Source organism: Lentzea sp. (genome assembly GCF_036380075.1).
Classification (GTDB): Bacteria; Actinomycetota; Actinomycetes; order Mycobacteriales; family Pseudonocardiaceae; genus Lentzea.
This window is the reverse complement of sequence record NZ_DASVFL010000224.1, coordinates 1-20,320: the sequence shown is the minus strand read 5'-3', so window position 1 is coordinate 20,320 and position 20,320 is coordinate 1. Positions and strand designations below refer to the sequence as shown.

The 20,320-nt window shown below is 69.9% G+C and carries 21 protein-coding genes; 13 read left to right on the top strand and 8 right to left on the bottom strand.

Going from position 1 to position 20,320, the window contains the following annotated elements; translation table 11 throughout:
- Positions 1-3: 3 nt before the first annotated feature.
- Entirely contained in the window at positions 4-1,158 is a 1,155-nt protein-coding gene (locus tag VF330_RS24730; protein WP_330854056.1) for an ROK family protein, read from the top strand.
- Positions 1,159-1,229: 71 nt separating this feature from the next.
- On the opposite strand, the gene VF330_RS24725 is transcribed toward VF330_RS24730, so the two are convergent.
- The 3 genes from VF330_RS24725 to ppgK form a co-directional block, all read right to left on the bottom strand.
- Positions 1,230-1,409: a DUF7455 domain-containing protein gene (locus VF330_RS24725; protein ID WP_231642793.1), complete on the bottom strand. Its 180-nt coding sequence runs from the start codon at positions 1,407-1,409 to the stop codon at positions 1,230-1,232.
- Between the two features lie 554 nt (positions 1,410-1,963).
- Positions 1,964-3,307 carry an RNA polymerase sigma factor gene (locus VF330_RS24720; RefSeq protein ID WP_330854055.1) on the bottom strand — a complete coding sequence of 448 codons (1,344 nt, stop codon included), beginning with the start codon at positions 3,305-3,307 and terminating at the stop codon, positions 1,964-1,966.
- 212 nt (positions 3,308-3,519) lie between these two features.
- Positions 3,520-4,281: a polyphosphate--glucose phosphotransferase gene (ppgK, locus tag VF330_RS24715; protein WP_330854054.1), complete on the bottom strand. Its 762-nt coding sequence runs from the start codon at positions 4,279-4,281 to the stop codon at positions 3,520-3,522.
- 116 nt (positions 4,282-4,397) lie between these two features.
- Between ppgK and VF330_RS24710 the strand changes: the two genes are divergently transcribed.
- Positions 4,398-5,192: an inositol monophosphatase family protein gene (locus VF330_RS24710; RefSeq protein WP_330854053.1), complete on the top strand. Its 795-nt coding sequence runs from the start codon at positions 4,398-4,400 to the stop codon at positions 5,190-5,192.
- 263 nt (positions 5,193-5,455) lie between these two features.
- Here the strand turns inward: VF330_RS24710 and cei are convergent, their stop codons facing one another.
- The gene (cei, locus tag VF330_RS24705; protein ID WP_330854052.1) at positions 5,456-6,172 is read right to left on the bottom strand and encodes an envelope integrity protein Cei; all 717 of its coding nucleotides are present in this window, start codon (positions 6,170-6,172) and stop codon (positions 5,456-5,458) included.
- Between the two features lie 421 nt (positions 6,173-6,593).
- On the opposite strand from cei, the gene VF330_RS24700 reads away from it, so the two are divergent.
- Positions 6,594-6,893: a DUF4193 domain-containing protein gene (locus tag VF330_RS24700; RefSeq protein ID WP_086667480.1), complete on the top strand. Its 300-nt coding sequence runs from the start codon at positions 6,594-6,596 to the stop codon at positions 6,891-6,893.
- Positions 6,894-6,954: 61 nt separating this feature from the next.
- Here the strand turns inward: VF330_RS24700 and VF330_RS24695 are convergent, their stop codons facing one another.
- Entirely contained in the window at positions 6,955-7,416 is a 462-nt protein-coding gene (locus VF330_RS24695) for a DUF3093 domain-containing protein (RefSeq protein ID WP_330854051.1), read from the bottom strand.
- A gap of 24 nt (positions 7,417-7,440) precedes the next feature.
- Here VF330_RS24695 and dut point away from each other — a divergent pair, with 24 nt between their 5' ends.
- Entirely contained in the window at positions 7,441-7,914 is a 474-nt protein-coding gene (dut, locus tag VF330_RS24690; protein ID WP_330854050.1) for a dUTP diphosphatase, read from the top strand.
- A gap of 3 nt (positions 7,915-7,917) precedes the next feature.
- Entirely contained in the window at positions 7,918-8,532 is a 615-nt protein-coding gene (locus tag VF330_RS24685) for a DUF3710 domain-containing protein (protein WP_330854049.1), read from the top strand.
- On the opposite strand, the gene VF330_RS24680 is transcribed toward VF330_RS24685, so the two are convergent.
- A complete protein-coding gene (locus VF330_RS24680) occupies positions 8,529-9,188 on the bottom strand; it encodes an alpha/beta hydrolase (RefSeq protein ID WP_330854048.1) in 660 nt (219 codons plus the stop codon). The genes VF330_RS24685 and VF330_RS24680 overlap by 4 nt on opposite strands.
- An 84-nt stretch (positions 9,189-9,272) precedes the next feature.
- On the opposite strand from VF330_RS24680, the gene VF330_RS24675 reads away from it, so the two are divergent.
- Positions 9,273-9,638, top strand: a complete 366-nt coding sequence (locus VF330_RS24675; protein ID WP_330854047.1) for an OB-fold nucleic acid binding domain-containing protein — start codon at positions 9,273-9,275, stop codon at positions 9,636-9,638.
- On the top strand, positions 9,635-10,414 hold the full coding sequence (locus VF330_RS24670) for a DUF3159 domain-containing protein (protein WP_330854046.1): 780 nt from the start codon (positions 9,635-9,637) through the stop codon (positions 10,412-10,414). Before VF330_RS24675 ends, VF330_RS24670 begins: the two co-directional genes overlap by 4 nt.
- Before the next feature lie 93 nt (positions 10,415-10,507).
- On the opposite strand, the gene VF330_RS24665 is transcribed toward VF330_RS24670, so the two are convergent.
- Complete coding sequence (locus tag VF330_RS24665) at positions 10,508-11,164, bottom strand: TrkA family potassium uptake protein (RefSeq protein WP_330854045.1); 657 nt, start codon at positions 11,162-11,164, stop codon at positions 10,508-10,510.
- Positions 11,164-11,826, bottom strand: coding sequence for a TrkA family potassium uptake protein (locus VF330_RS24660; protein ID WP_330854044.1), 663 nt, complete (start codon positions 11,824-11,826; stop codon positions 11,164-11,166). The genes VF330_RS24665 and VF330_RS24660 overlap by 1 nt, the downstream gene beginning before the upstream one ends.
- 82 nt (positions 11,827-11,908) lie before the next feature.
- Between VF330_RS24660 and VF330_RS24655 the strand changes: the two genes are divergently transcribed.
- The 6 genes from VF330_RS24655 (at position 11,909) to VF330_RS24630 (ending at position 19,925) form a co-directional block, all read left to right on the top strand.
- The gene (locus tag VF330_RS24655) at positions 11,909-13,894 is read left to right on the top strand and encodes an APC family permease (RefSeq protein WP_330854043.1); all 1,986 of its coding nucleotides are present in this window, start codon (positions 11,909-11,911) and stop codon (positions 13,892-13,894) included.
- Complete coding sequence (locus VF330_RS24650; protein ID WP_330854042.1) at positions 13,891-15,096, top strand: class I SAM-dependent RNA methyltransferase; 1,206 nt, start codon at positions 13,891-13,893, stop codon at positions 15,094-15,096. Before VF330_RS24655 ends, VF330_RS24650 begins: the two co-directional genes overlap by 4 nt.
- A gap of 62 nt (positions 15,097-15,158) precedes the next feature.
- Positions 15,159-17,063, top strand: coding sequence for a 1-deoxy-D-xylulose-5-phosphate synthase (dxs, locus tag VF330_RS24645; protein ID WP_330854041.1), 1,905 nt, complete (start codon positions 15,159-15,161; stop codon positions 17,061-17,063).
- A 226-nt stretch (positions 17,064-17,289) separates the two neighbouring features.
- Positions 17,290-17,931, top strand: coding sequence for a slipin family protein (locus VF330_RS24640; protein WP_330854040.1), 642 nt, complete (start codon positions 17,290-17,292; stop codon positions 17,929-17,931).
- A gap of 176 nt (positions 17,932-18,107) precedes the next feature.
- Positions 18,108-18,791, top strand: a complete 684-nt coding sequence (locus VF330_RS24635) for a response regulator transcription factor (protein ID WP_330854039.1) — start codon at positions 18,108-18,110, stop codon at positions 18,789-18,791.
- A gap of 3 nt (positions 18,792-18,794) precedes the next feature.
- Positions 18,795-19,925, top strand: a complete 1,131-nt coding sequence (locus VF330_RS24630; RefSeq protein WP_330854038.1) for a HAMP domain-containing sensor histidine kinase — start codon at positions 18,795-18,797, stop codon at positions 19,923-19,925.
- The last annotated feature ends 395 nt before the right edge of the window (positions 19,926-20,320 follow it).

Here is a 20,320-nt window from a genome sequence, read left to right as displayed (position 1 = left end):
GAGGTGACCGGACCGACCTCCGGCACCCGTCCCGACGAGATCCGCAGGCACAACAGGACGGCGCTGCTGCGCCGCCTGCACGTCGACGGTCCGTCCACCAGGGCGTCGCTCGCGGCAGAGCTCGGGCTCAACCGCAGCACCATCAAGGCCCTGGTGGACGGCCTAGCCGAAGCCGGCGTGGTCGCCGAACGCGTGCCCGCTCTGCGCAGCGGAGCGGGCCGCCCCTCCCTGCTCGTCCTGCCCCAGCCGCACGCCGCCGTCGTCATCGCGATCGACGTGCGCGTGGAGCACGTGGCGATGGGGTTCGTCGGCCTCGGAGGGGAGATCCTCGGGCGGGACAGCTGGAACCTGCACCGGACGCGTGATCCGGGGGAGGTCATCACGCACGTCGTCGAGTCGGCGCGGCTCATGGCCGACGACCTCGACGTCACCGCGGTCGGGGTGGGGGTGTCCGTGCCGGGCGTCGTGCGACGTCTCGACGGGCACGTGCACGAGGCGCCGAACCTGCACTGGACGGGCGTGGCGCTCGGCAAACGCCTGGAAGCGGTGCTCAAGCTGCCGGTCCAGGTCGGCAACGACGCGGAGCTCGGCGCACTGGCCGAGCACGTGCGCGGCGCCGCGCAGGAGTCCTCGGACGTGGTCTACATCTCCGCGGACGTCGGCGTCGGCGGCGGCGTCATCCTGGCGGGACAGCCGCTGCGGGGCTCCGGCGGCTACGTCGGCGAGCTGGGGCACATGGTCGTCAACCCGCGCGGCCTGCGCTGCTACTGCGGCTGCGACGGCTGCTGGGAGACCGAGGTCGGCGAACCGGCGCTGTGCCGGGCGCTCGGCCTGCCGGACGACGCCCCGCGCGGTGCCGTCGTGGCGGCGTTACGGGCGCTGGACGACCCGTCGGTGCTGGACGAGTTCGCCGGCTGGCTCGCGCTGGGCCTGTCGAACATCGTCAACGTCCTCGGACCCCAGCTGGTCGTGCTCGGCGACCTCTACACGGCGCTGCCCGCGTCCGTGGTGGAGTCGGTGAGCACCGCCGTGCAACAGCGCAGCCTCGTGTCCCGCGCGGTGGGCGGCACCCAGGTCGTGATCTCGCCGCTGGGCAGGGACGCGAAACTGGTCGGCGCCGCGGAACTGGCCTTCGAGCCGGTCCTGGACGCCCTGTAACGACCCCTGGAAAGCGAAGGGGGCGGAGATCCTCGCGGATCCCCGCCCCGAGCGGCTAGGTGGGGTGGAAGTCAGCCCTGCTGAATCTCAGCAGCGAGTTCGCGCAATTTCTCACTGTGCGCCCGGGCGTGGTGCCCGCAGAACAGCAACTCGCCCCCGGACGGGAGCAAAGCGCGAACCTGGGCAGCAGCCCCGCAGCGGTCGCAGCGGTCGGCAGCGGTCAACTCGGGGCGGGTGAGTGCTGCAGTCATGATGAATCTCCCTCCGTCCCAGCAACGGAACGAAGTGTCCCGGTGCCCTCTTACCAAGCTGCGACCACAGCGCCCCTGGATTGGTGCGAGGTGCTCGCTGGCTCCACTCTGACAGACGTTTTGGCGTTAGTCAGTGTTCCCGTGTGCGTGGCGACTCGCGTCACTATGCGATTTACCCGGCTGCAGCAGGCTCACACCTGCGTTCGCCACCGGTTCACCGTCTTGACACGCACGCTCAGCGACGGAAAACCCGCTGGTGGAGCAGTGTGGTCGGGCCGTTCGGTCGGTTGCGTGCGACCGGGAGTGTGATATCGGTTGCCCTTGTCCGCCCGCAGCGAACAGGTCACGAACGTCCCACGATTCGGACGCGACACCGTGATCATGTGGACACCCCGCGACCGTTCGCACCCACTTCGGTGCCCACTTCCGTGGTGTCGCGGCCACGGTGAGTGAGCCCGGACGGTCGAGATCTTCGGCGCTCTCCCCGCCTCCGCGAAACGACGAAGCCCCGCACCGAACCGGTGCGGGGCTTCGTGCGTATGTCCCGGTATGACCTAGTCGAGGTAGTCGCGCAGAACCTGCGAGCGCGACGGGTGGCGGAGCTTCGACATGGTCTTCGACTCGATCTGGCGGATGCGCTCACGCGTGACGCCGTAGACCTGGCCGATCTCGTCCAGCGTGCGCGGCTGGCCGTCGGTGAGACCGAACCGCAGCCGGACGACGCCCGCCTCGCGCTCGGACAGCGTCGCGAGCACCGACTGGAGCTGGTCCTGCAGCAGCGTGAACGACACGGCGTCGACCGCGACGACGGCTTCGGAGTCCTCGATGAAGTCGCCGAGCTGGCTGTCGCCCTCGTCGCCGATCGTCTGGTCCAGCGAGATGGGCTCACGCGCGTACTGCTGGATCTCCAGCACCTTCTCGGGCGTGATGTCCATTTCCTTGGCGAGCTCTTCCGGGGTGGGCTCGCGGCCCAGGTCCTGGAGCAGCTCGCGCTGGATGCGGCCCAGCTTGTTGATGACCTCGACCATGTGCACCGGGATGCGGATGGTGCGGGCCTGGTCGGCCATCGCGCGGGTGATCGCCTGACGGATCCACCAGGTGGCGTACGTGGAGAACTTGTAGCCCTTGGTGTAGTCGAACTTCTCGACCGCGCGGATCAGACCCAGGTTGCCCTCCTGGATCAGGTCCAGGAACGCCATGCCGCGGCCGGTGTAGCGCTTGGCCAGCGACACGACGAGGCGCAGGTTGGCCTCGAGCAGGTGGTTCTTGGCGCGCTCGCCGTCGCGGACGATCCAGCGCAGGTCGCGGCGCAGCTGCGGGGTGAGCTTCTCCTGCTCCTCCTCGGAGCGGCGCACGCGCTCGGCCGCGTACAGACCGGCCTCGATGCGCTTGGCGAGCTCGACCTCCTCCTCGGCGTTGAGGAGGGCGACCTTGCCGATCTGCTTGAGGTAGGCGCGGACGGAGTCGGCCGAGGCGGTGAGCTCCGCGTCCTTGCGCGCCTGGCGCAGGGCCTCGGACTCCTCCTCGTCCCAGACGAAGTCGCCCTCGTTCTTGGGGTCCTCCGCCTCCTCCGGCTCGTCCACGACCGGCTCGTCGACGATCTCGACGTCTTCGACCAGGTCCTCGGCGCCGGGAGCGCCTTCCATGTCCTCCGGCTCGTCGCCGTCGGCCTTCTTGGTCGCGCCCTTCGCGGCGGGGTCGGCCTTGCCGGCCGGCTTGCGCGGGGCCTTGGCTGCGGGCTTCTTCGCTGCCGCAGCGGTCGTCTTGCGCTTCGGCTTCTCCTCGGCCTCGCCGGCCGCGGTCGCCTTGGTCGTCTTGGCGGCGCTCGCGGCGGAGCTGGAGCGTCGGGTTGCGGTTTCTGCGGCTGCCACGTACGCCCTTTCGCGACGGTCGTTCAAGGCGGACCGGAGGGCGCGAAACCTCGGTCGCCAGAGTTCAGGGGATCTCCCCGCCGATCTTGCTTGGCGGGTGTGCGTTCCATTGTAACGACGTCGGTGACGCGGTGTTGCGCCCCGAGGTGCTTCGAGGCGCTCCCACCTGCGTTCTCGCAGCTAGATCGAGTAAGGCGGGTCGGACACGTTTCGGTGTCGAATGGTCGCGGTGACCATCTTCAGGGCCGGACGCCGTGCGCGGCGGCCCAGGCGGCACCGACGATGCCCGCGTCGTTCTTCAGCGCCGCGGCCACGACCTCCGTGCGGACGTTGAGCAACGGCAACCACTTGTGCGCCTTCTTGCTCACGCCGCCACCGGCGATGATCAGGTCCGGCCAGATGAGGTCCTCGAGCACGTTGATGTACCGCGAGACGCGAGGGGTCCACTCCTCCCAGGACAGGTCCTTCTCCTCCTTCACCGACGCCGCCGCGCGCTTCTCGGCGTCGTGGCCGTCGACCTGGAGGTGGCCGAACTCGGTGTTCGGGACGAGCTTGCCGTCCAGGAACACCGCGCTGCCGATGCCCGTGCCGAACGTCAGCAGCACCACGGACCCGGCCTTGCCGATGCCCGCGCCGAACGACATCTCCGCGATGCCGGCCGCGTCGGCGTCGTTCATCACGACGACGTCCTCCGGCTTGCGCTTGAGGCGCTCCGCGAAGAGGTGCTGCGCGTCGCAGTTGATCCAGCCCTTGTCGACGTTCGCGGCGCTGAGGGCGACACCGTGCTTGACTACGCACGGCAGCGTGATGCCGACAGGGCCCTCCCACTGGAACTTCTCGACGATCTCGGCGACGACCTCCGCGACCGCCTCCGGCGTCGAGGGCTGAGGCGTGGGGATCCGCATGCGCTCGCCGTCCAGTGCTCCTGCCTCGAGGTCGACCAGGCCGCCCTTCACGCCGGAGCCGCCGATGTCCACACCGAACCCGCGGGTGATGCCCATTCCCCGTGGTCCTTCCTACTCGATCCTGCTGGCTTCGATTCAGTAACCGTGGTGCGCAGACATTAGCCTGACGTCGTCCGATAGTCCCGTGCTAGTGACGCAGGAGGGAACCGGTCGTGTTCGATCCCCGGCCGCTCGTCGACATCGCCACTGCCGTCGGACTGGAAGCGGGAGCGCTTGTTCAGCGCATGCGCGCTTCCGCCGTCGTCTCGTTCGACACCAAGAGCACTTCCACCGACGTGGTCACCGAGGCCGACCGCGCCTCGGAACAACTCGTCCGGACGCGTCTGTCCGAGTTGCGCCCCGGCGAACCGGTGCTCGGCGAGGAGGAGGGAGGCTCGGTCGTCGAGGGCCTGACCTGGGTGGTGGACCCCATCGACGGCACCGTCAACTACCTCTACGGAATCCCCTGGTACTCCGTGTCGATCGCGGCGCAGCTCGACGGCGAGTCCGTCGTGGGCGCCGTGGTGGAGCCGGCGACGGGCCGCGTCTGGACCGCCGCCCGCGGGCACGGCGCGTTCCTCGACGGTCAGCCGCTGCACGTCTCCGCGACGACCGACCTGTCGCTCTCACTGCTGGGCTACGGCTTCGCCTACCGCCCGGAACGCCGTCAGCGCCAGGCCGACACCTGGGCCGGCATGTCCACGCGGGTGCGCGACCTGCGCCGCGCCGGCGCGGCGTCGCTCGACCTGTGCTCGGTGGCGGCGGGACGGCTCGACGCGTACGCGGAACACGCGCTCGGGCGGTGGGACTGGGCCGCCGGCGGTCTGATCGCCGCCGAGGCCGGCGCCGTCGTGCGGCTGCCGGGGTCGTCGCCGGAGCTGGGGGAGGACGCCACGTTCGCGGCGACGCCCGGCATCGCCGACGCGATGTACGGCGCGCTCGTCGAGTGCGGCTTCGGCAAGGTCTGAGTCGACGCCGGATCGCCGTGTCGACCTCGGGTCGACGTCGTCCACCTCGAATCAACGTCGACGAGCCGGATCAACATTGACCAACGCGGTCCACGTTGATCGCCGCAGTCCATGTCGACGGGGGCAGTCGACGTTGACCGAGGTGGTCGATGTCGACAGGGCTAGTCGATGTTGACCACCTCGGTCCACGTTGACGAGATGCGCGGCCACAACGAAGAAGGCCCCCGCCGAGGCGGGGGCCTTCTTCGTGAGACGAGGAGAGGTCAGCAGGTCACGTCGCGCGCGCCGGCCAGGTTGTCCGGGTTCAGCGTCGGCGGGGTGGCCGCGGCCACCTGGCCTCCCTGCTGCTCCGGCTGCTGCGCCGCCCACTCGGTGAGCTGGTCGAGCACCTTGCGGGCGTTGCCGTTCGGCTTGACCTCGTCGAACTTCTTGCCGACGGCGACGTCGACGGTGGCGTCCTGGCGGTCGTCGCGCACGAGCTCCAGGCACGGCTCCAGCAGGGACAGCGTCCTGGCCGCCTGCGCGCCGGGCGCGCCGAAGCGGAGCTGGCCGCGGCAGGTCATGTCACCGGCCGGGTAGATCGGGTCGTTGCCGGGGTCGGCCGCCTGCTTGAGGCCGAGCTCGGTGAGCTGCGTGGCCACGGTCTTGGCGTGGTTGCGCTGCGTCGAGGCGTTGACGACCTTGAAGTTGACCTCGCCGACCGGCACCGGCGTGGTGCGGTCGAGCGCGTCGTGCTCCAGCACGGTGCCCAGCGGCGGCGGCGGAGCCGTCGACGGGGCGGCGGGATCGGCTCCCGCGGTGACCGACGCCGTCACACCGCCCGGCGCGTTGCACCTGATGGCCGCGTCCACGTCGCCCGCGCTGCCGAGCACCTTCACCCAGACGAACACGGAGCTGACCAACAGCACCGCGAACAGGACGAGCGCGGGCACGGGCCGACGCCTCTTGTAAGGCGTCAAGCTCCCCGATGCGGATCCCACGTTCGAAGCCCTCCCCGTGATCCGTCCCCTGTGATCAGCCTAGGCCCTGCCCGGCTGCCGCGCGCTCCGGCGTGCGTGACCCGCTGCACCGGCCCGATTGCTCACAGTCAGGACGGTACCGGCTCGGCGCCACGGTGCACGCCGAGATGAACGTGCTCCCGCACAGGGTATCGGTCCAGCGTAGAAAGGTTGTGTCACCCGTCCGGTCGGTAAGGGGTAACCCGATGTGGGCGCACTCGGCCAATGAGCTACCCTTCGCGCGCTCCGCACACATATTGATCAAGCCGACGGTCACGTCGAGGGGGTTGGCTTGGCTCTGGGTGCGGGAGACCTACGTCACCTTGACGTGGGGCACAAAAGAGGGCGCTGGAGCGTTAACCAGCGACACGAACAGTCTCCGTAGACCGCAGGGGTGAAGAAGATGGCGACCGACTACGACGCGCCGCGTCGCAGCGAGGCGGACGAACTCGCTGAGGACTCCCTCGAGGAGTTGAAGGCCCGGCGGAACGAGACGCAGTCCGGCGTCGTCGACGTCGACGAGGACGCGAGCGCGGAGAACTTCGAGCTGCCCGGCGCCGATCTGTCCGGCGAGGAGCTCACCTTCAAGGTGCTGCCCAAGCAGGCCGACGAGTTCACGTGCTCGAAGTGCTTCCTGGTGCACCACCGCAGCAGGCTCGCCGAGGACAACGGCGGCGTGTACATCTGCCGCGACTGCGCCTGACAGTCCTCCCAGGGAAACCACTGGGCGCTCACCCTCTCGGGTGGCGCCCAGTTGTGTTCTCTCAGGCCCTGATCGCGGCGACGAGCTCTTCCGGGTGCCGCGTGCTGATCACCCAGTAGGGGGTCGGGTCCTCCGGGTCGTCCACCCGCACCCGCACGAGCGGCTTGACCCAGCCGCGGTGCACGACGTACGCCGCCGGGTCCAGCTCGGGGCCCATCGTCCTGCGCTTGTGCTCGGGGGCGACGATCTCGGCCTCGCCGAGCAGCTCGAGGGGGATGTGCGCCTCGCCCGCCCGCAGCTCACCGCCGGCCACCTCGACCTTCGTCGAGCCCAGCCGCACGATCAGCAGGACCGTCAGCGGCAGCAGGACCACGTACGGCAGCCAGGACCGCACACCGGGGAAGCCCATGTGGATCTCGGCGGCCAGCAACGCGGCCGCGAGCAGCGGCAGGGGCCAGAACCACCACGTCACGTACAGGCGCTCGCGGTAGGTCGTAGTGGCGGTCACGGCAGTCTCACTCACGTCGTCAGGGTAATCTCGGCCGCCGTGTCCAGCGTCGAGGTGTTGCTGACCCGGCTCGATCCGGGGGTTCCCGTGCCCGCCTACGCCCGTCCCGGCGACGCGGGCGCCGATCTGGTCACCACGTCGGACGTGGTCATTCCACCAGGCGAGCGCGTCGTCGTCGGCACCGGTGTCGCGATCGCGCTGCCCGAGGGGTTCGCGGGCTTCGTGCACCCCAGGTCGGGACTGGCCGCGCGGGCAGGGCTGAGCGTGGTCAACACGCCCGGCACGATCGACTCCGGCTACCGCGGTGAGATCCGCGTTTGCCTCGTGAACCATGATCTCCGTGAGCCGATCGCGCTGCTGCGCGGCGACCGGATCGCCCAGCTCGTCGTGCAACGCGTCGAGCACGCGGTGTTCCGCGAGGTCACCGAGCTGCCGGAAACGGAGCGCGGTGCGGGAGGCTACGGCTCGACCGGCGGGCACGAGGTGCTCGCCCGTACGAATGCAGAGGGGTAGGGCATGTTCGGAAGGCGCCGCAAGCGCGGTCGTCACACCTCGGGAGCGGTCGAGACCGGTCCTGAGCACGACGAGGACTTCGACGACGTCGAAGGCCCGTGGGACTCGACCGTGGCGCCCCGTGACGACGTGCAGCGGCTCGACCTGGGATCGGTGCTGCTGCCGATGCCGGACGAGGCCCAGCTGCAGGTCGAGATGGACCAGCAGAACGGGTCCGTGCGCGCGGTGCACGTCCTCACGTCCGTCGGCCAGCTGACGGTCAGCGCGTTCGCCGCGCCCAAGTCGGGCGGCCTCTGGAAGGAGGTCGGCGCCGAGCTGATCCAGGGCCTGAAGGAGGACGGCGCCCGCATCAACCGCGAGAACGGCGAGTGGGGCGAGGAGATCACGGCGCGCAACCAGGGCGTGCAGATCCTCTTCGTCGGCGTCGACGGTCCGCGCTGGATGCTGCGCGGTGTGGCTGCCGGTCCCGAGGAGCACTTCGCGCAGAACTCCGAGGCGCTGCGCGAGATGCTGCGCGGCACGGTGGTCGTGCGCGGCGAGCAGCCGATGCCGCCCCGCACCCCGCTGCCGGTCGAGCTGCCGGAGGCGATCGCCCGGCACATCCAGCAGCAGGGCTAGCCCTTCGCCCGTTGCCACGCCTGCACCGCGTCGCCCAGTGCGCGCGGGTAGGCGTCCAACGTCGTCGTCGTGAGCACGGCCCCGGGGATCGCTTCCGCCCACTTCCGGGCGACGTCGACCGGGTGCACCGGATCGTCGGTGCACCCGACGATCCCGGCCGGCACCGTCAGCGACCTCAGCTCGTCCAGCGTCGGCGCCACCGACTCGGCCGCCTCCTCGAAGTGCGGCACGAGCTCGTCGCCGTAGCCGTGCCACGCCCGCGTGAGCTCGTCGTGCAACCAGCCGGTCGTGCCCGCGAGTGCCGCGTCCAGTCCCCGGTCCGCCACGACCCGTGCACTCGCCTTGGCCGCGAGTGCCGCGGGAGCGCCGTCGGCGGCACCGGTCCAGGCCGGCAGTGCGAGCACCAGACCCGCGCACCTGTCCGGGTTCCGCACCGCCCAGAGCGCGGCGACGTGCGCTCCGAGGGAGACGCCGCCCACCACGATCGGGTGGCCTGCGGAGGCGTTGTCGAGTGCCGTCAACCGTTCACACAGAGTGCGGACCCGCGGAGCGACGAGAACCGCGCCGACCTGCGACAACGGCTCGGCGAACACGGTTCGGACAAACACCTCGTCGGAGGCGGTTCCGGGCAGCAGGACGACGGTCTCGGAAGGCACGCCCGAGATTGTCCGGCCTCCTGCGTACCCTCACTGTCAGACGGTCCACACCACTGGGCCACCAGAGCACTGCAGGAGTCGGGGATGGGCGGCTATTGGCACCGCTTGGTGCGTCGCTTGACCAGCGACGTGGCCGAGCTCGACGCGGACGACCTGTCGCGGAAAGCGGAGGCCGTCGGCGCGATGAAGGCGTGCGACTGCAGGTCCGGCGAGGAGGTCACCGTCCTCGGCAGGCTCCGCAGCGTGGAGCTCTGCCCGCGCGACGCGGCCGCCACGCTGGAAGCGGAGCTCTACGACGGCACCGAGGGCGTCACCCTCGTCTGGCTCGGCCGCCGTCGCATCGCGGGTATCGAGCCTGGTCGCACGATCAAGGCCCGGGGCCGCATCGCCGTGCGCGACGGGCGCAAGGTGCTCTACAACCCCTATTACGAGTTGCAGAACGCTTCATGACCTCAGCTGAGACCGAAGAAAAGCAGCCCACCGTCCTCGAGCAGATGGGCGGCGTGAGCGGAATGCTCTACTCGTCGCTGCCCGTGCTCGTCTTCGTGATCGTCAACTTCGCCACCAAGAACCTCATGGCGGCGATCATCAGCTCACTGGCCGCCGCCGTCGTCATCGGCGTCGTCCTGGCCGTCCGCAAGGGAACGATCCAGCCCGCGATCTCCGCCGTCTTCGGCGTGGGCATCGCCGCGTTCATCGCCTACAAGACGGGCGAGGCCAAGGGCTTCTTCCTCTTCGGCATCTGGCAGAGCGTCGTGTACGGCAGCGCGTTCCTGCTGTCGATCATCGTGCGCTGGCCGCTCGCCGGCGTGATCTGGACGTTCCTCAACGGCCGCGACCGCTCCTGGCGCGACGACAAGGCCACGGTCCGCGACTACGACATCGCGACCTTCGTGTGGGCCCTCGTCTTCTTCGCCCGCTTCGTGGTGCAGCGCTGGCTCTACGACGAGGACCAGGTCGGCTGGCTCGCCGTGGCCCGCCTCGCGATGGGCTACCCGCTGATGGCCATCGCCCTGCTCGCCACCGTCTGGGCGGTCCGCCGCGCGGACAAGCGCCTCAAGGCCGCCGAGGAGGCCGCGGCGGCGAAGGAGGCGTCCGAGGCCGAGGTGGAGGACGTGCTCGCCCGCACGACCGACGACCTGCTCACGCCGGACATGGACGAGCTCCAGCGCTCGGTCGACGACGACGCCCGCCAGAAGGCGCGCGACCGGTCGTCACGAGACTGACCCGCTGACCGCGACGACGGCCGGTGTCCCCTCGGGGGCACCGGCCGTGTCACGTGGTGGGGCAGGAAGTACCGCAGCGCCAACGAAAGCGCGCTAGTAACCCAGTGCCCTCTTGATGTCCTGCTCGACCGCGGCCGTCGTGACGAACAGCAGCTCGTCGTCGGCCTCCAGGGTGTCGTCCGGCTGCGGCACGATGACCCGCCCGCCGCGCAGGATCGTCACCAGCGCCGCGTCGCGCGGCAGCGTCAGCTCGGACACGGCCCGGCCGGCGAACGGCGTCGACTCGTCGAGCGTGATCTCCACGAGGTTCGCCTGGCCCTGCCGCAACGTCAGCAGCCGCACGACGTCGCCGATCGTCACGGACTCCTCGACCATGGCCGCCAGCAGTCGTGGCGTCGACACGGCGACGTCGACGCCCCACGACTCGGTGAACAGCCATTCGTTCGTGGGGTCGTTCACGCGCGCGACGACGCGGCGGACCGCGAACTCGGTCTTGGCCAGCAGCGACACCACGAGGTTGACCTTGTCGTCACCGGTCGCGGCGATCACCACGTCGCACAGCTGCATGCCCGCGTCCTCCAAGGAGGACAGCTCGCACGCGTCGGCCTGCACCCACTCGGCCTGCTCGACGGAGTTCGGGTCGAAGTGCGCCCGGTCCCGCTCGATCAGCATCACCTGGTGGCCGTCGGAGACGAGCTCCTGCGCGATGGAGCGCCCCACCGCGCCCGCGCCAGCGATCGCGACCCGCATCAGCTCTCCTCCGGTGCCTGCTGCGCCGCGGTCGCGACGTCGGTGATCGTGCCGGACAGCGCCGCCACGTAGATGGTGTCGTCGGCCTGCACGACGGTCGAGTGCTCCGGCAGCACGCCGGTGCCGAAGCGCATGATGAAAGCCACGCGCGCGCGGATCGCCTCTTCGAGCTCGCGCACCGGCCGGCCGACCCACGACTCGGCGACCTCGATCGGCAGCACCGCCACGGTGCCGGACGGGTCGCGCCAGGCGGTCGCCGCGCCCTCGGGCAGCAGCATCCGCAGGAACCGGTCGGTCGACCACGGCACGGTCGCCACCGTCGGGATGCCCAGGCGTTCGTACACGGCGGCGCGCTTGTGGTCGTAGATGCGGGCGACGACGTGCTCGACGCCGAACGTCTCCCGCGCGACCCGCGCCGAGATGATGTTGGAGTTGTCGCCGCTGGAGACCGCGGCGAACGCTCCGGCGCGCTCGACCCCCGCCTCGATCAGGACATTGCGGTCGAACCCGTTGCCGACGACCTGCTGGCCGTGGAAGTCGCTGCCCAGCCTGCGGAACGACTGCGAATCCTTGTCGATCACGGCGACCTGGTGGTCGAGCCGCTCCAAGGCCCTGGCCAGGGAGGCCCCCACCCGGCCACACCCCATGATCACCACGTGCACGACATGCCTCCTCAGGCGAACTCTGGGCAGAACCTACCGAGCATTAGCCCGTCCCGGTGAGCGGACCCCTTACGCTCTGGCCGTGTCCAAGCTCGCCACCGCTGCCAAACGCCTCCTGGTCGGACGGCCGTTCCGCAGCGATCGCCTCGCGCACACCCTGCTGCCCAAACGCATCGCCTTGCCGGTCTTCGCCTCCGACGCCATGTCGTCGGTCGCGTACGCGCCGGAGGAGATCTTCCTGATGCTGTCGGTGGCGGGTCTGAGCGCCTACGCGCTGGCGCCGTGGGTGGGCGTCGCCGTCGTCGTGGTCATGCTGACGGTGGTCGCCAGCTACCGGCAGAACGTGCACGCCTACCCGTCCGGCGGCGGTGACTACGAGGTCGCGACGGTCAACCTGGGGCGCAGGGCGGGGCTCACGGTGGCGAGCGCCCTGCTCGTCGACTACATCCTCACGGTCGCGGTGTCGATCTCGGCGGCGATGGCCAACATCGGCTCGGCGATCCCGTTCGTCGCGACGCACAAGGCGGAGTTCGCGGTCACCGCCATCGTGCTGCTGACGGCGGTGAACCTGCGCGGCATCCGCGAGTCCGGCAGCGCGTTCGCCGTCCCGGTCTACGCGTTCATGATCGGCGTCTTCGGCCTGATCGGCTACGGCCTGTTCCGCGGGTTCGTCCTGGGCGACGAGATGCGCGCGGAGAGCTCGGGCCTCGAGATCCACGCCGAGTCCGACCACCTGATGGGACTCGCGTTCGTGTTCCTGGTGCTGCGCGCGTTCTCCTCCGGCTGCGCCGCGCTGACCGGTGTCGAGGCGATCAGCAACGGCGTGCCCGCGTTCCGCAAACCCAAGTCCCGCAACGCCGCGACCACGTTGCTGCTGATGGGCACCATCTCGGTGGTCATGCTGATGGGCCTGATCATCCTCGCCCAGCTCACCGACGTGCGGATCGCCGAGTACCCCGCCCAGCAGATCACGAACGCCCCGGCGGGCTACGAGCAGAAGACGATGGTCGCGCAGATCGCCCACGCCGTCTTCGACAACTTCCCGCCCGGCTTCTTCTTCATCGCGGGCGTCACCGCGCTCATCCTGGTGCTCGCCGCGAACACCGCGTTCAACGGCTTCCCGGTGCTCGGCTCGATCCTCGCGCAGGACCGCTACCTGCCGCGCCAGCTGCACACCCGCGGCGACCGGCTGGCGTTCTCCAACGGCATCCTGTTCCTCGCCGGGTTCGCGGTCGTGCTGGTGATCGCGTTCGACGCCGAGGTCACCCGGCTGATCCAGCTCTACATCGTGGGCGTGTTCGTGTCGTTCACGCTCAGCCAGCTCGGCATGATCAAGCACTGGCAGCGGCTGCTCAAGACCGAGACCGACGCCCAGGCGCGCACCCGGATGCGCCGTTCGCAGATGATCAACACCTTCGGTCTCGCGCTGACGGCGACCGTGCTGATCATCGTGCTCATCACGAAGTTCACCAAGGGCGCGTGGATCGCCATCGCCGCGATGGCCGCCATCTACGCCTTGATGACCGCCATCCGCAAGCACTACGACACCGTCGCCGAGGAGCTGCGCAAGCAGGAGCGCGTCCGCACGATGCCGGCGCGCAACCACGCGATGGTGCTCGTCTCGAAACTCCACATGCCGACGCTGCGCGCGCTGTCCTACGCCAAGGCCACGCGTCCGGACGTGCTGGAGGCCGTCACGGTCAACGTCGACGACGGCGACACCCGCAGGCTCGTGCTCGAGTGGGAGAAGGAGAACTTCAAGATCCCGCTCAAGGTCATCGAGTCGCCCTACCGCGAGATCACCCGGCCCGTCCTCGACTACGTCAAGAGAGTCAAGTCGGACAACCCGCGCGACGTTGTTACGGTGTTCATCCCCGAGTACGTCGTCGGCCACTGGTGGGAGCAGCTGCTGCACAACCAGAGCGCGTTGCGGCTCAAGGGAAGGCTGCTGTTCCAGCCGGGAGTGATGGTGACGAGCGTGCCCTGGCAGCTCGAGTCCTCGGTGAAGGTCAAGGACAAGGACGTCATCGCGCCCGGCGCTGTCCGAAGGGGACTTGACGACCGATGAGCTCGGCCAAGGAAGACTGGACCGGATCGACGTTCGAGGTGGAGGTAGGACCCGTCGCTCACGGCGGGCACTTCGTCGCACGGCACGAGGGGCGCGTCCTGTTCGTGCGCCACGCACTGCCTGGCGAACGCGTCGTGGCGTCGGTGTACGAGGACAACGGCGGGTCGTTCTGCCGTGCGGACGCCGTGGAGATCCTCACGCCGTCACCGGACCGCGTCGAGGCGCCGTGCCCGTTCAGCGGACCGGGGATGTGCGGCGGCTGCGACTTCCAGCACGTGGCGTGGGACGCGCAGCGCGAGCTCAAGGCCCACGTGGTCCGCGAGCAGCTGGCGCGCCTCGCCAAGATCGAGCGGGACGTCGTCGTGGAGGCGCTGCCGGGCGGCCCGCTGGAGTGGCGGACGCGGATCCGGATGGCCGTCGACCGCGACGGGAGGCCGGGGTTCCGCGGCCTGCGTTCCCACGATGTGATCCCCGTCGACCACTGCGTGATCAGCCGGCCGGGCATGGTCGAGGCGGTGGCCGACAGGAAGTGGCGGGCTCAGGAGCTCACGATCGTCCAGGACGGTGACGGCAACCGTCATGTGGGTGAGGTGCGCGGCCGACACACCGTGCGACGCGCCGGAACCGGTACGGCCGTCGAGACCGCCGCCCAACGAAAGTGGCGAGTTTCCGCCGACGGGTTCTGGCAGATCCACCCCGCGGCCGCGGACACGTTCGCGTCCGTCGTGGGGGAGTGGGCGGCCGCCGGGCCGGGCCAGCGCGCGTGGGACCTCTACGGCGGCGCGGGACTGTTCGCGTCGGTGCTCGGCCGGCAGGTCGGCGAGACCGGGTCCGTGCTGGTCGTGGAGTCCTTCCCCGGTGCCGTGGAAGACGGCCGGCGCAACCTCCGCCGCATGACCCAGGTCGAGTTCGTGGCCGACAAGGTGGAGCGCGCCGTGACGCGCCGGCTGCCCGTCGAGGACCCGCATGTGGTCGTGCTGGACCCCCCTCGCAAGGGTGCGGGCAAGGTCGTTGTGGCTGAAGTCGCACGGCGCCGCCCCCAGCGGGTCGTCTACGTCGCCTGTGACCCAGCAGCCCTGGCGCGTGACCTGGCGGAATTCACTGCTCAGGGGTACCGGCTGGCTGATCTTCGCGCGTTCGACGCGTTCCCGATGACCCACCACGTCGAGTGCGTCGCGCTGCTGGTACCTGAGACGCGCTGACCATGCGTCTCAGTCGAGTCTCCGTAGACTGAGCCGCAGTCTTCAGGAGTGAGGTGGGCGTGGTGACCCTGCTGGAGTCCGTGCACGGACCAGCTGATCTGAAACGGATGGACGAGGCGCAGCTGTCGCAGCTGTGCGGGGAGATCCGGCGTTTCCTGGTCGACAAGGTGTCCAAGACGGGCGGGCACCTGGGCCCGAACCTGGGTGTCGTCGAGCTGACCGTGGCGCTGCACCGCGTCTTCGACTCGCCGCAGGACCCGATCGTCTTCGACACCGGTCACCAGTCGTACGTGCACAAGATCGTCACGGGCCGCCGCGACGGCTTCGACCGGCTGCGCCAGCAGGGCGGCATGTCGGGCTACCCGTCGCGGTCGGAGTCCGAGCACGACGTGCAGGAGAGCTCGCACGCCTCGACGGCGCTGTCGTACGCCGACGGCCTGGCGAAGGCGAAGCAGATCAACGGCGCCCACGGCCACGTGGTCGCGGTCGTCGGCGACGGCGCGCTGACCGGCGGCATGTGCTGGGAGGCGCTGAACAACATCGCGGCGGACAGCACCCGCCCGGTCGTGATCGTCGTCAACGACAACGGCCGCTCGTACTCGCCGACCATCGGCGGTCTCGCGGACCACCTGTCGTCGCTGCGCCTGCGCCCCGGCTACGAACGGGTGCTGGAGAAGGGCAAGAGCGCCCTGCAGCAGACGCCGATCTTCGGCAAGCCGCTCTACGCCGCCCTGCACGCCGCCAAGCGCGGCATCAAGGACGCGCTGGCGCCGCAGGCGATGTTCGAGGACCTCGGTCTCAAGTACATCGGCCCGGTCGACGGCCACGACATCTCGACGCTGGAGTCCGCTCTGCAGCGCGCGAAGTCGTTCGGCGGCCCGGTGATCGTGCACGCCGTGACCCGCAAGGGCATGGGCTTCGCGCCGGCCGAGAACCACGAGGCCGACCAGATGCACGCCACCGGCGTCATCGATCCGATCACCGGCGAGGACCTGAAGCCGTCCAGCCGCACCTGGACGCACGTGTTCTCCGACTCGCTGGTGGAGATCGGCCGCGAGCGCTCCGACGTCGTGGCGATCACCGCCGCGATGCAGGGCCCGACGGGCCTGGACGCGTTCGCCAAGGCGTTCCCCGAGCGGTTCTTCGACGTCGGCATCGCCGAGCAGCACGCGCTGACCTCCGCCGCCGGTCTGGCCATCGGAGGTCTGCACCCGGTCGTGGCCGTCTACGCGACGTTCCTCAACCGGGCGTTCGACCAGCTGCTCATGGACGTGGCGCTGCACAAGCAGGGCGTCACGGTCGTGCTGGACCGCGCCGGCGTCACCGGCCCGGACGGCGCGTCGCACCACGGCATGTGGGACATGTCGATCCTCGGCGTCGTCCCCGGAGTCCACGTGGCGGCGCCGCGGGACGCCGCGACGCTGACCGAGGAGCTGCGCGAGGCGGTGGAGATCTCGGACGCGCCGTCCGTGATCCGCTACCCCAAGGCCTCGGTGGGCGGCGACCTGCCGGCGTTGGAGCGCGTGGGATCCGTCGACGTGCTCCGGCGGTCGGGCGACGACGTGCTGCTGGTGACGGTCGGCGCGCTGGGCGAGCTCGGGCTCGAAGCCGCGCAGCGGCTGGAGGACCAGGGCATCGGCGTGACGGTCGTCGACCCGCGGTGGATCTACCCGATGTCGTCCGACCTCGTCGAGATGGCCGCGTCGCACAAGCTCGTCGTGACCGTCGAGGACGGCGGCCGGCACGGCGGCTTCGGTTCGTCGCTGGCGGCCGCTCTGCGCGACGCCGACGTCGACGTGCCGTTGCGCGACATCGCTCTGCCACAGCAGTTCCACGACCACGGCTCGCGGGGAGAGGTGCTGGCGTTGTGCGGCATCACCGCGCAGGACGTGGCCCGTCGCGTGACGGAGTGGGCCGCCCGGCTGGAGCGCCTGCCCGTGGAAATGGACGCGCCCGCGGAGAAGTAGGTCGGCTAACCTAACCGACGCGCCCGCTCAGGCGGCCCGGCAGGACTTCCTCGCCAGGGTTCCGCTGTCAGGGCAGGCGCTTGGCGCTGCAATGCACCAGGTTCAAATCCTGAACGCCACGACCCCGGTCGCACACGGGGGCGACGAGCTCTGCGAGTCCCTTCCGGACTCCCGCTCCGAGCCCCGCCGGCCGGGGTCGTGGTCTGCCTGGACGGAGGTGGAGACGATGAAGCACACGTTGTTCCCGTGGGAGCGGGGAGTCCGGTTCGACCGCGGTGTGCTGGCGGGCGAGGTGGAGCCCGGTCAGCACAGGTTCCCGCGTCACGTTGTCGTGGAGCGCGTCGACGTCCGTCCGCGCACGATGACCCCGGCCGCACAGGACGTGCCGACCTCTGACGGCGTGCTGGTCCGTGTGACCGTGGTGGTGCGTTGGGCCGTGTCCGCGCCGACGACGTTCGTGGTGGCGTCGGCCGGTCCTGAAGCTGAGCTCTACACGGCCGTGCAGCTGGCGTTGCGCGGTGCGGTGCTGACGCGCGCACACTCCGCCGTCGATGCCGAACGTGACGCGATCGCCGCCGAGGTGCTGGCCGGTGTGGCCACCCGTGCCGCCGAGCTCGGCATCACGGTGTCCGACGTGGCCGTCCGCGACGTCGTCATGCCGGGTGAGCTGCGGCGGGCGGCACTGGCCGAGCTGGTGGCGGCGTCCGAGGGACGTGCCGCGCTGGAACGGGCCCGCGGCGAGACGGCGGCGCTGCGGTCGTTGCTCAACGCGGCACGGCTGGCGGAGGAGCACCCGGCGTTGCTGGAGCTCCGCGCGTTGCAGGCCGCCTCGACCGTCGTGGTGGACCGGCCGGCCCGCAGGTCCTGACCGCGACGCAGTCCAGGCGCAGGACCGGCTGCTCGGGCCGCGGCCCGGACCGGACCGGCGGGAGCTGACCCGCCTGCTCGGCGTCCTGCGCGCCCACCACCAGCGCGGACAGCCCCGACAGCTCGCGTGAAGGTGTCGTTAAGCGTGGTCTCAGGTCGATGTGGCACCTTGGTGGCGTGCGGATTCTGGTTGTCGAGGACGAGGCACCTCTGGCCGACGCGATCGCTCGCGGCCTGAGGCGCGAGGGCATGGCCGTGGACGTCGCCTACGACGGCGAGACCGGGCACGAGAAGTCGACCGTCACGCGGTACGACGTCGTCGTGCTCGACCGCGACCTGCCGGGGATGTCCGGCGACGAGCTGTGCAAGGAGATCCTCAGCTCCGGCGCGCTCACCAGGGTCATGATGCTCACGGCCAGCGGCTCGATCGAGGACCGCGTGTCCGGGCTGTCGCTCGGCGCCGACGACTACCTGGCGAAGCCGTTCGCGTTCCCCGAACTGGTCGCGCGCGTGCGGGCGCTGGCCAGGCGCGCGACGCCGGCGACGCCGCCCGTGCTGTCCGCGCAGGACGTCGAGCTGGACCCGGCGCGGCGCACCGTGTCGCGCGGCGGGCAGCCGATCGAGCTGACGCGCAAGGAGTTCGGCGTCCTCGAGGTGCTGCTCGCGGCCAAGGGGTCGGTCGTCAGCAGTGAGGAGCTGCTCGAGCGGGTGTGGGATGAGAACGCCGACCCGTTCACCACGACCGTGCGCGTCACCGTGATGACGTTGCGCAAGAAGCTCGGCGAACCGGGCATCATCGACACCGTCGTGGGCTCCGGCTACCGGGTGCCGAGTGCGTCGAACGGATCCGCTGAGGACTGACCTATGCGAAGGCGCGGACCGGGGCTCCGCCTCCGGATCACGCTCCTCACCACCGCGCTGGTCGCGGTGGTGAGTGCTGTCCTGCTCTTCCTCGGGTGGACGCTGGTCGGGCGGGTCTTCGACTCGTCGCCCTCGTTCCCCTCCGACACCCAGGTCACCGTGGACGGTGTCACCGTCACGGTGAAGACGCTGACCGACGCGCTGACCGTCGCCGCACGGCAGGACCTGTTGCGCGCGGGGATCATCGCGTTCGCGTGCATGGTGGTGGCCGCTGCCGTGCTCGCGTGGACGTTCACGGGCCGTGTGTTGAAACCGCTGCACGACGTCACGGGTGCCGCACGCCAGTTGTCGGCCGAGTCTCTGGGGGCGTCGCGGTTGCGGCTGGAGGGTCCGCGCGACGAGGTCGCGGAGCTCGCGGACACGTTCGACTCCATGCTCGACCGGCTCGAAGCCGCCTTCGACTCGCAACGCCGGTTCGTGGCGAACGCATCGCACGAACTGCGCACTCCTCTCTCGGTCGTGCGCACGGAGCTGGACGTGACGCTGTCCGATCCGGATGCCGACGTCGAAGAACTGCGTCGCATGGCCGGAGTCGTCCGTGCGGCGGGGGAGCGTGCCGAGCAGTTGGTGTCGGCGCTGCTGCTGCTCGCGCGCACGGACGGTGTGGGTCTCGCGGTGCGTGAGCCGGTCGACCTGTCCGCGGTCGTCGAGTCCGCGTGGAAGGCGGTGCGTGCGGAGGCAGAGGCGCGCAACCTGCGCACGGTGTTCCGGTGCGTGCCGGCGCTCGCGGTCGGGGATCCCGCCCTGCTGGAGCGCATCGCGGGGAACCTGCTGGAGAACGCCGTCCGGCACAACCACGTCGGCGGGTGGATCGAGACCGTGGTCGAGACGGGGTCGCAGTGGTCGGTGCTGCGGGTGTCGTCGTCGGGTCAGCTGATCCCGCCAGACCGCGTGGAGGAGCTGTTCGAGCCGTTCCGCCGCGGGGTCAAGGACCGCACGTCGCAGTCCGGCACGGGTCTGGGACTCTCGATCGTGCGCGCCGCGGTGGCTGCTCATGGCGGGTTTGCGCAGGCAGTGGCCGTGCCGACCGGTGGTCTCTCGGTCACCGTGCACCTGCCCGTGGCCCCTCGGTAGGACCGGATACAAGATCTTTGGCGTGGCGCCGGTCACAGTATGCGTCGATCTTGGCGGGTTTGAGCCATCTGCGCACTGTCTGACCTGCGGTTACGCCGTACGTGACCCCCGATTTGGATCTCGTACACGGCCCGTGTAAATTTCTCCATGTCAGCACGGAACGGGCCGGGAAACACAGCCGGAACGGAGTGCGGCACAAGACTTTTAAGCCTGACACAGCCCCGGAAGTGACTCTCCTCGGAGATGAGCTGCGGTGAGCGCGTGTTCTTTGAGAACTCAACAGCGTGCCGAAACACAGCCAGTAATATGAATACTCCTCGTCAGGAGTATTCCTTTGAGTAGTTTTACCAGATTGCCAGACATATTCCGTCTGGAGCGATCACAACGATCCTTAT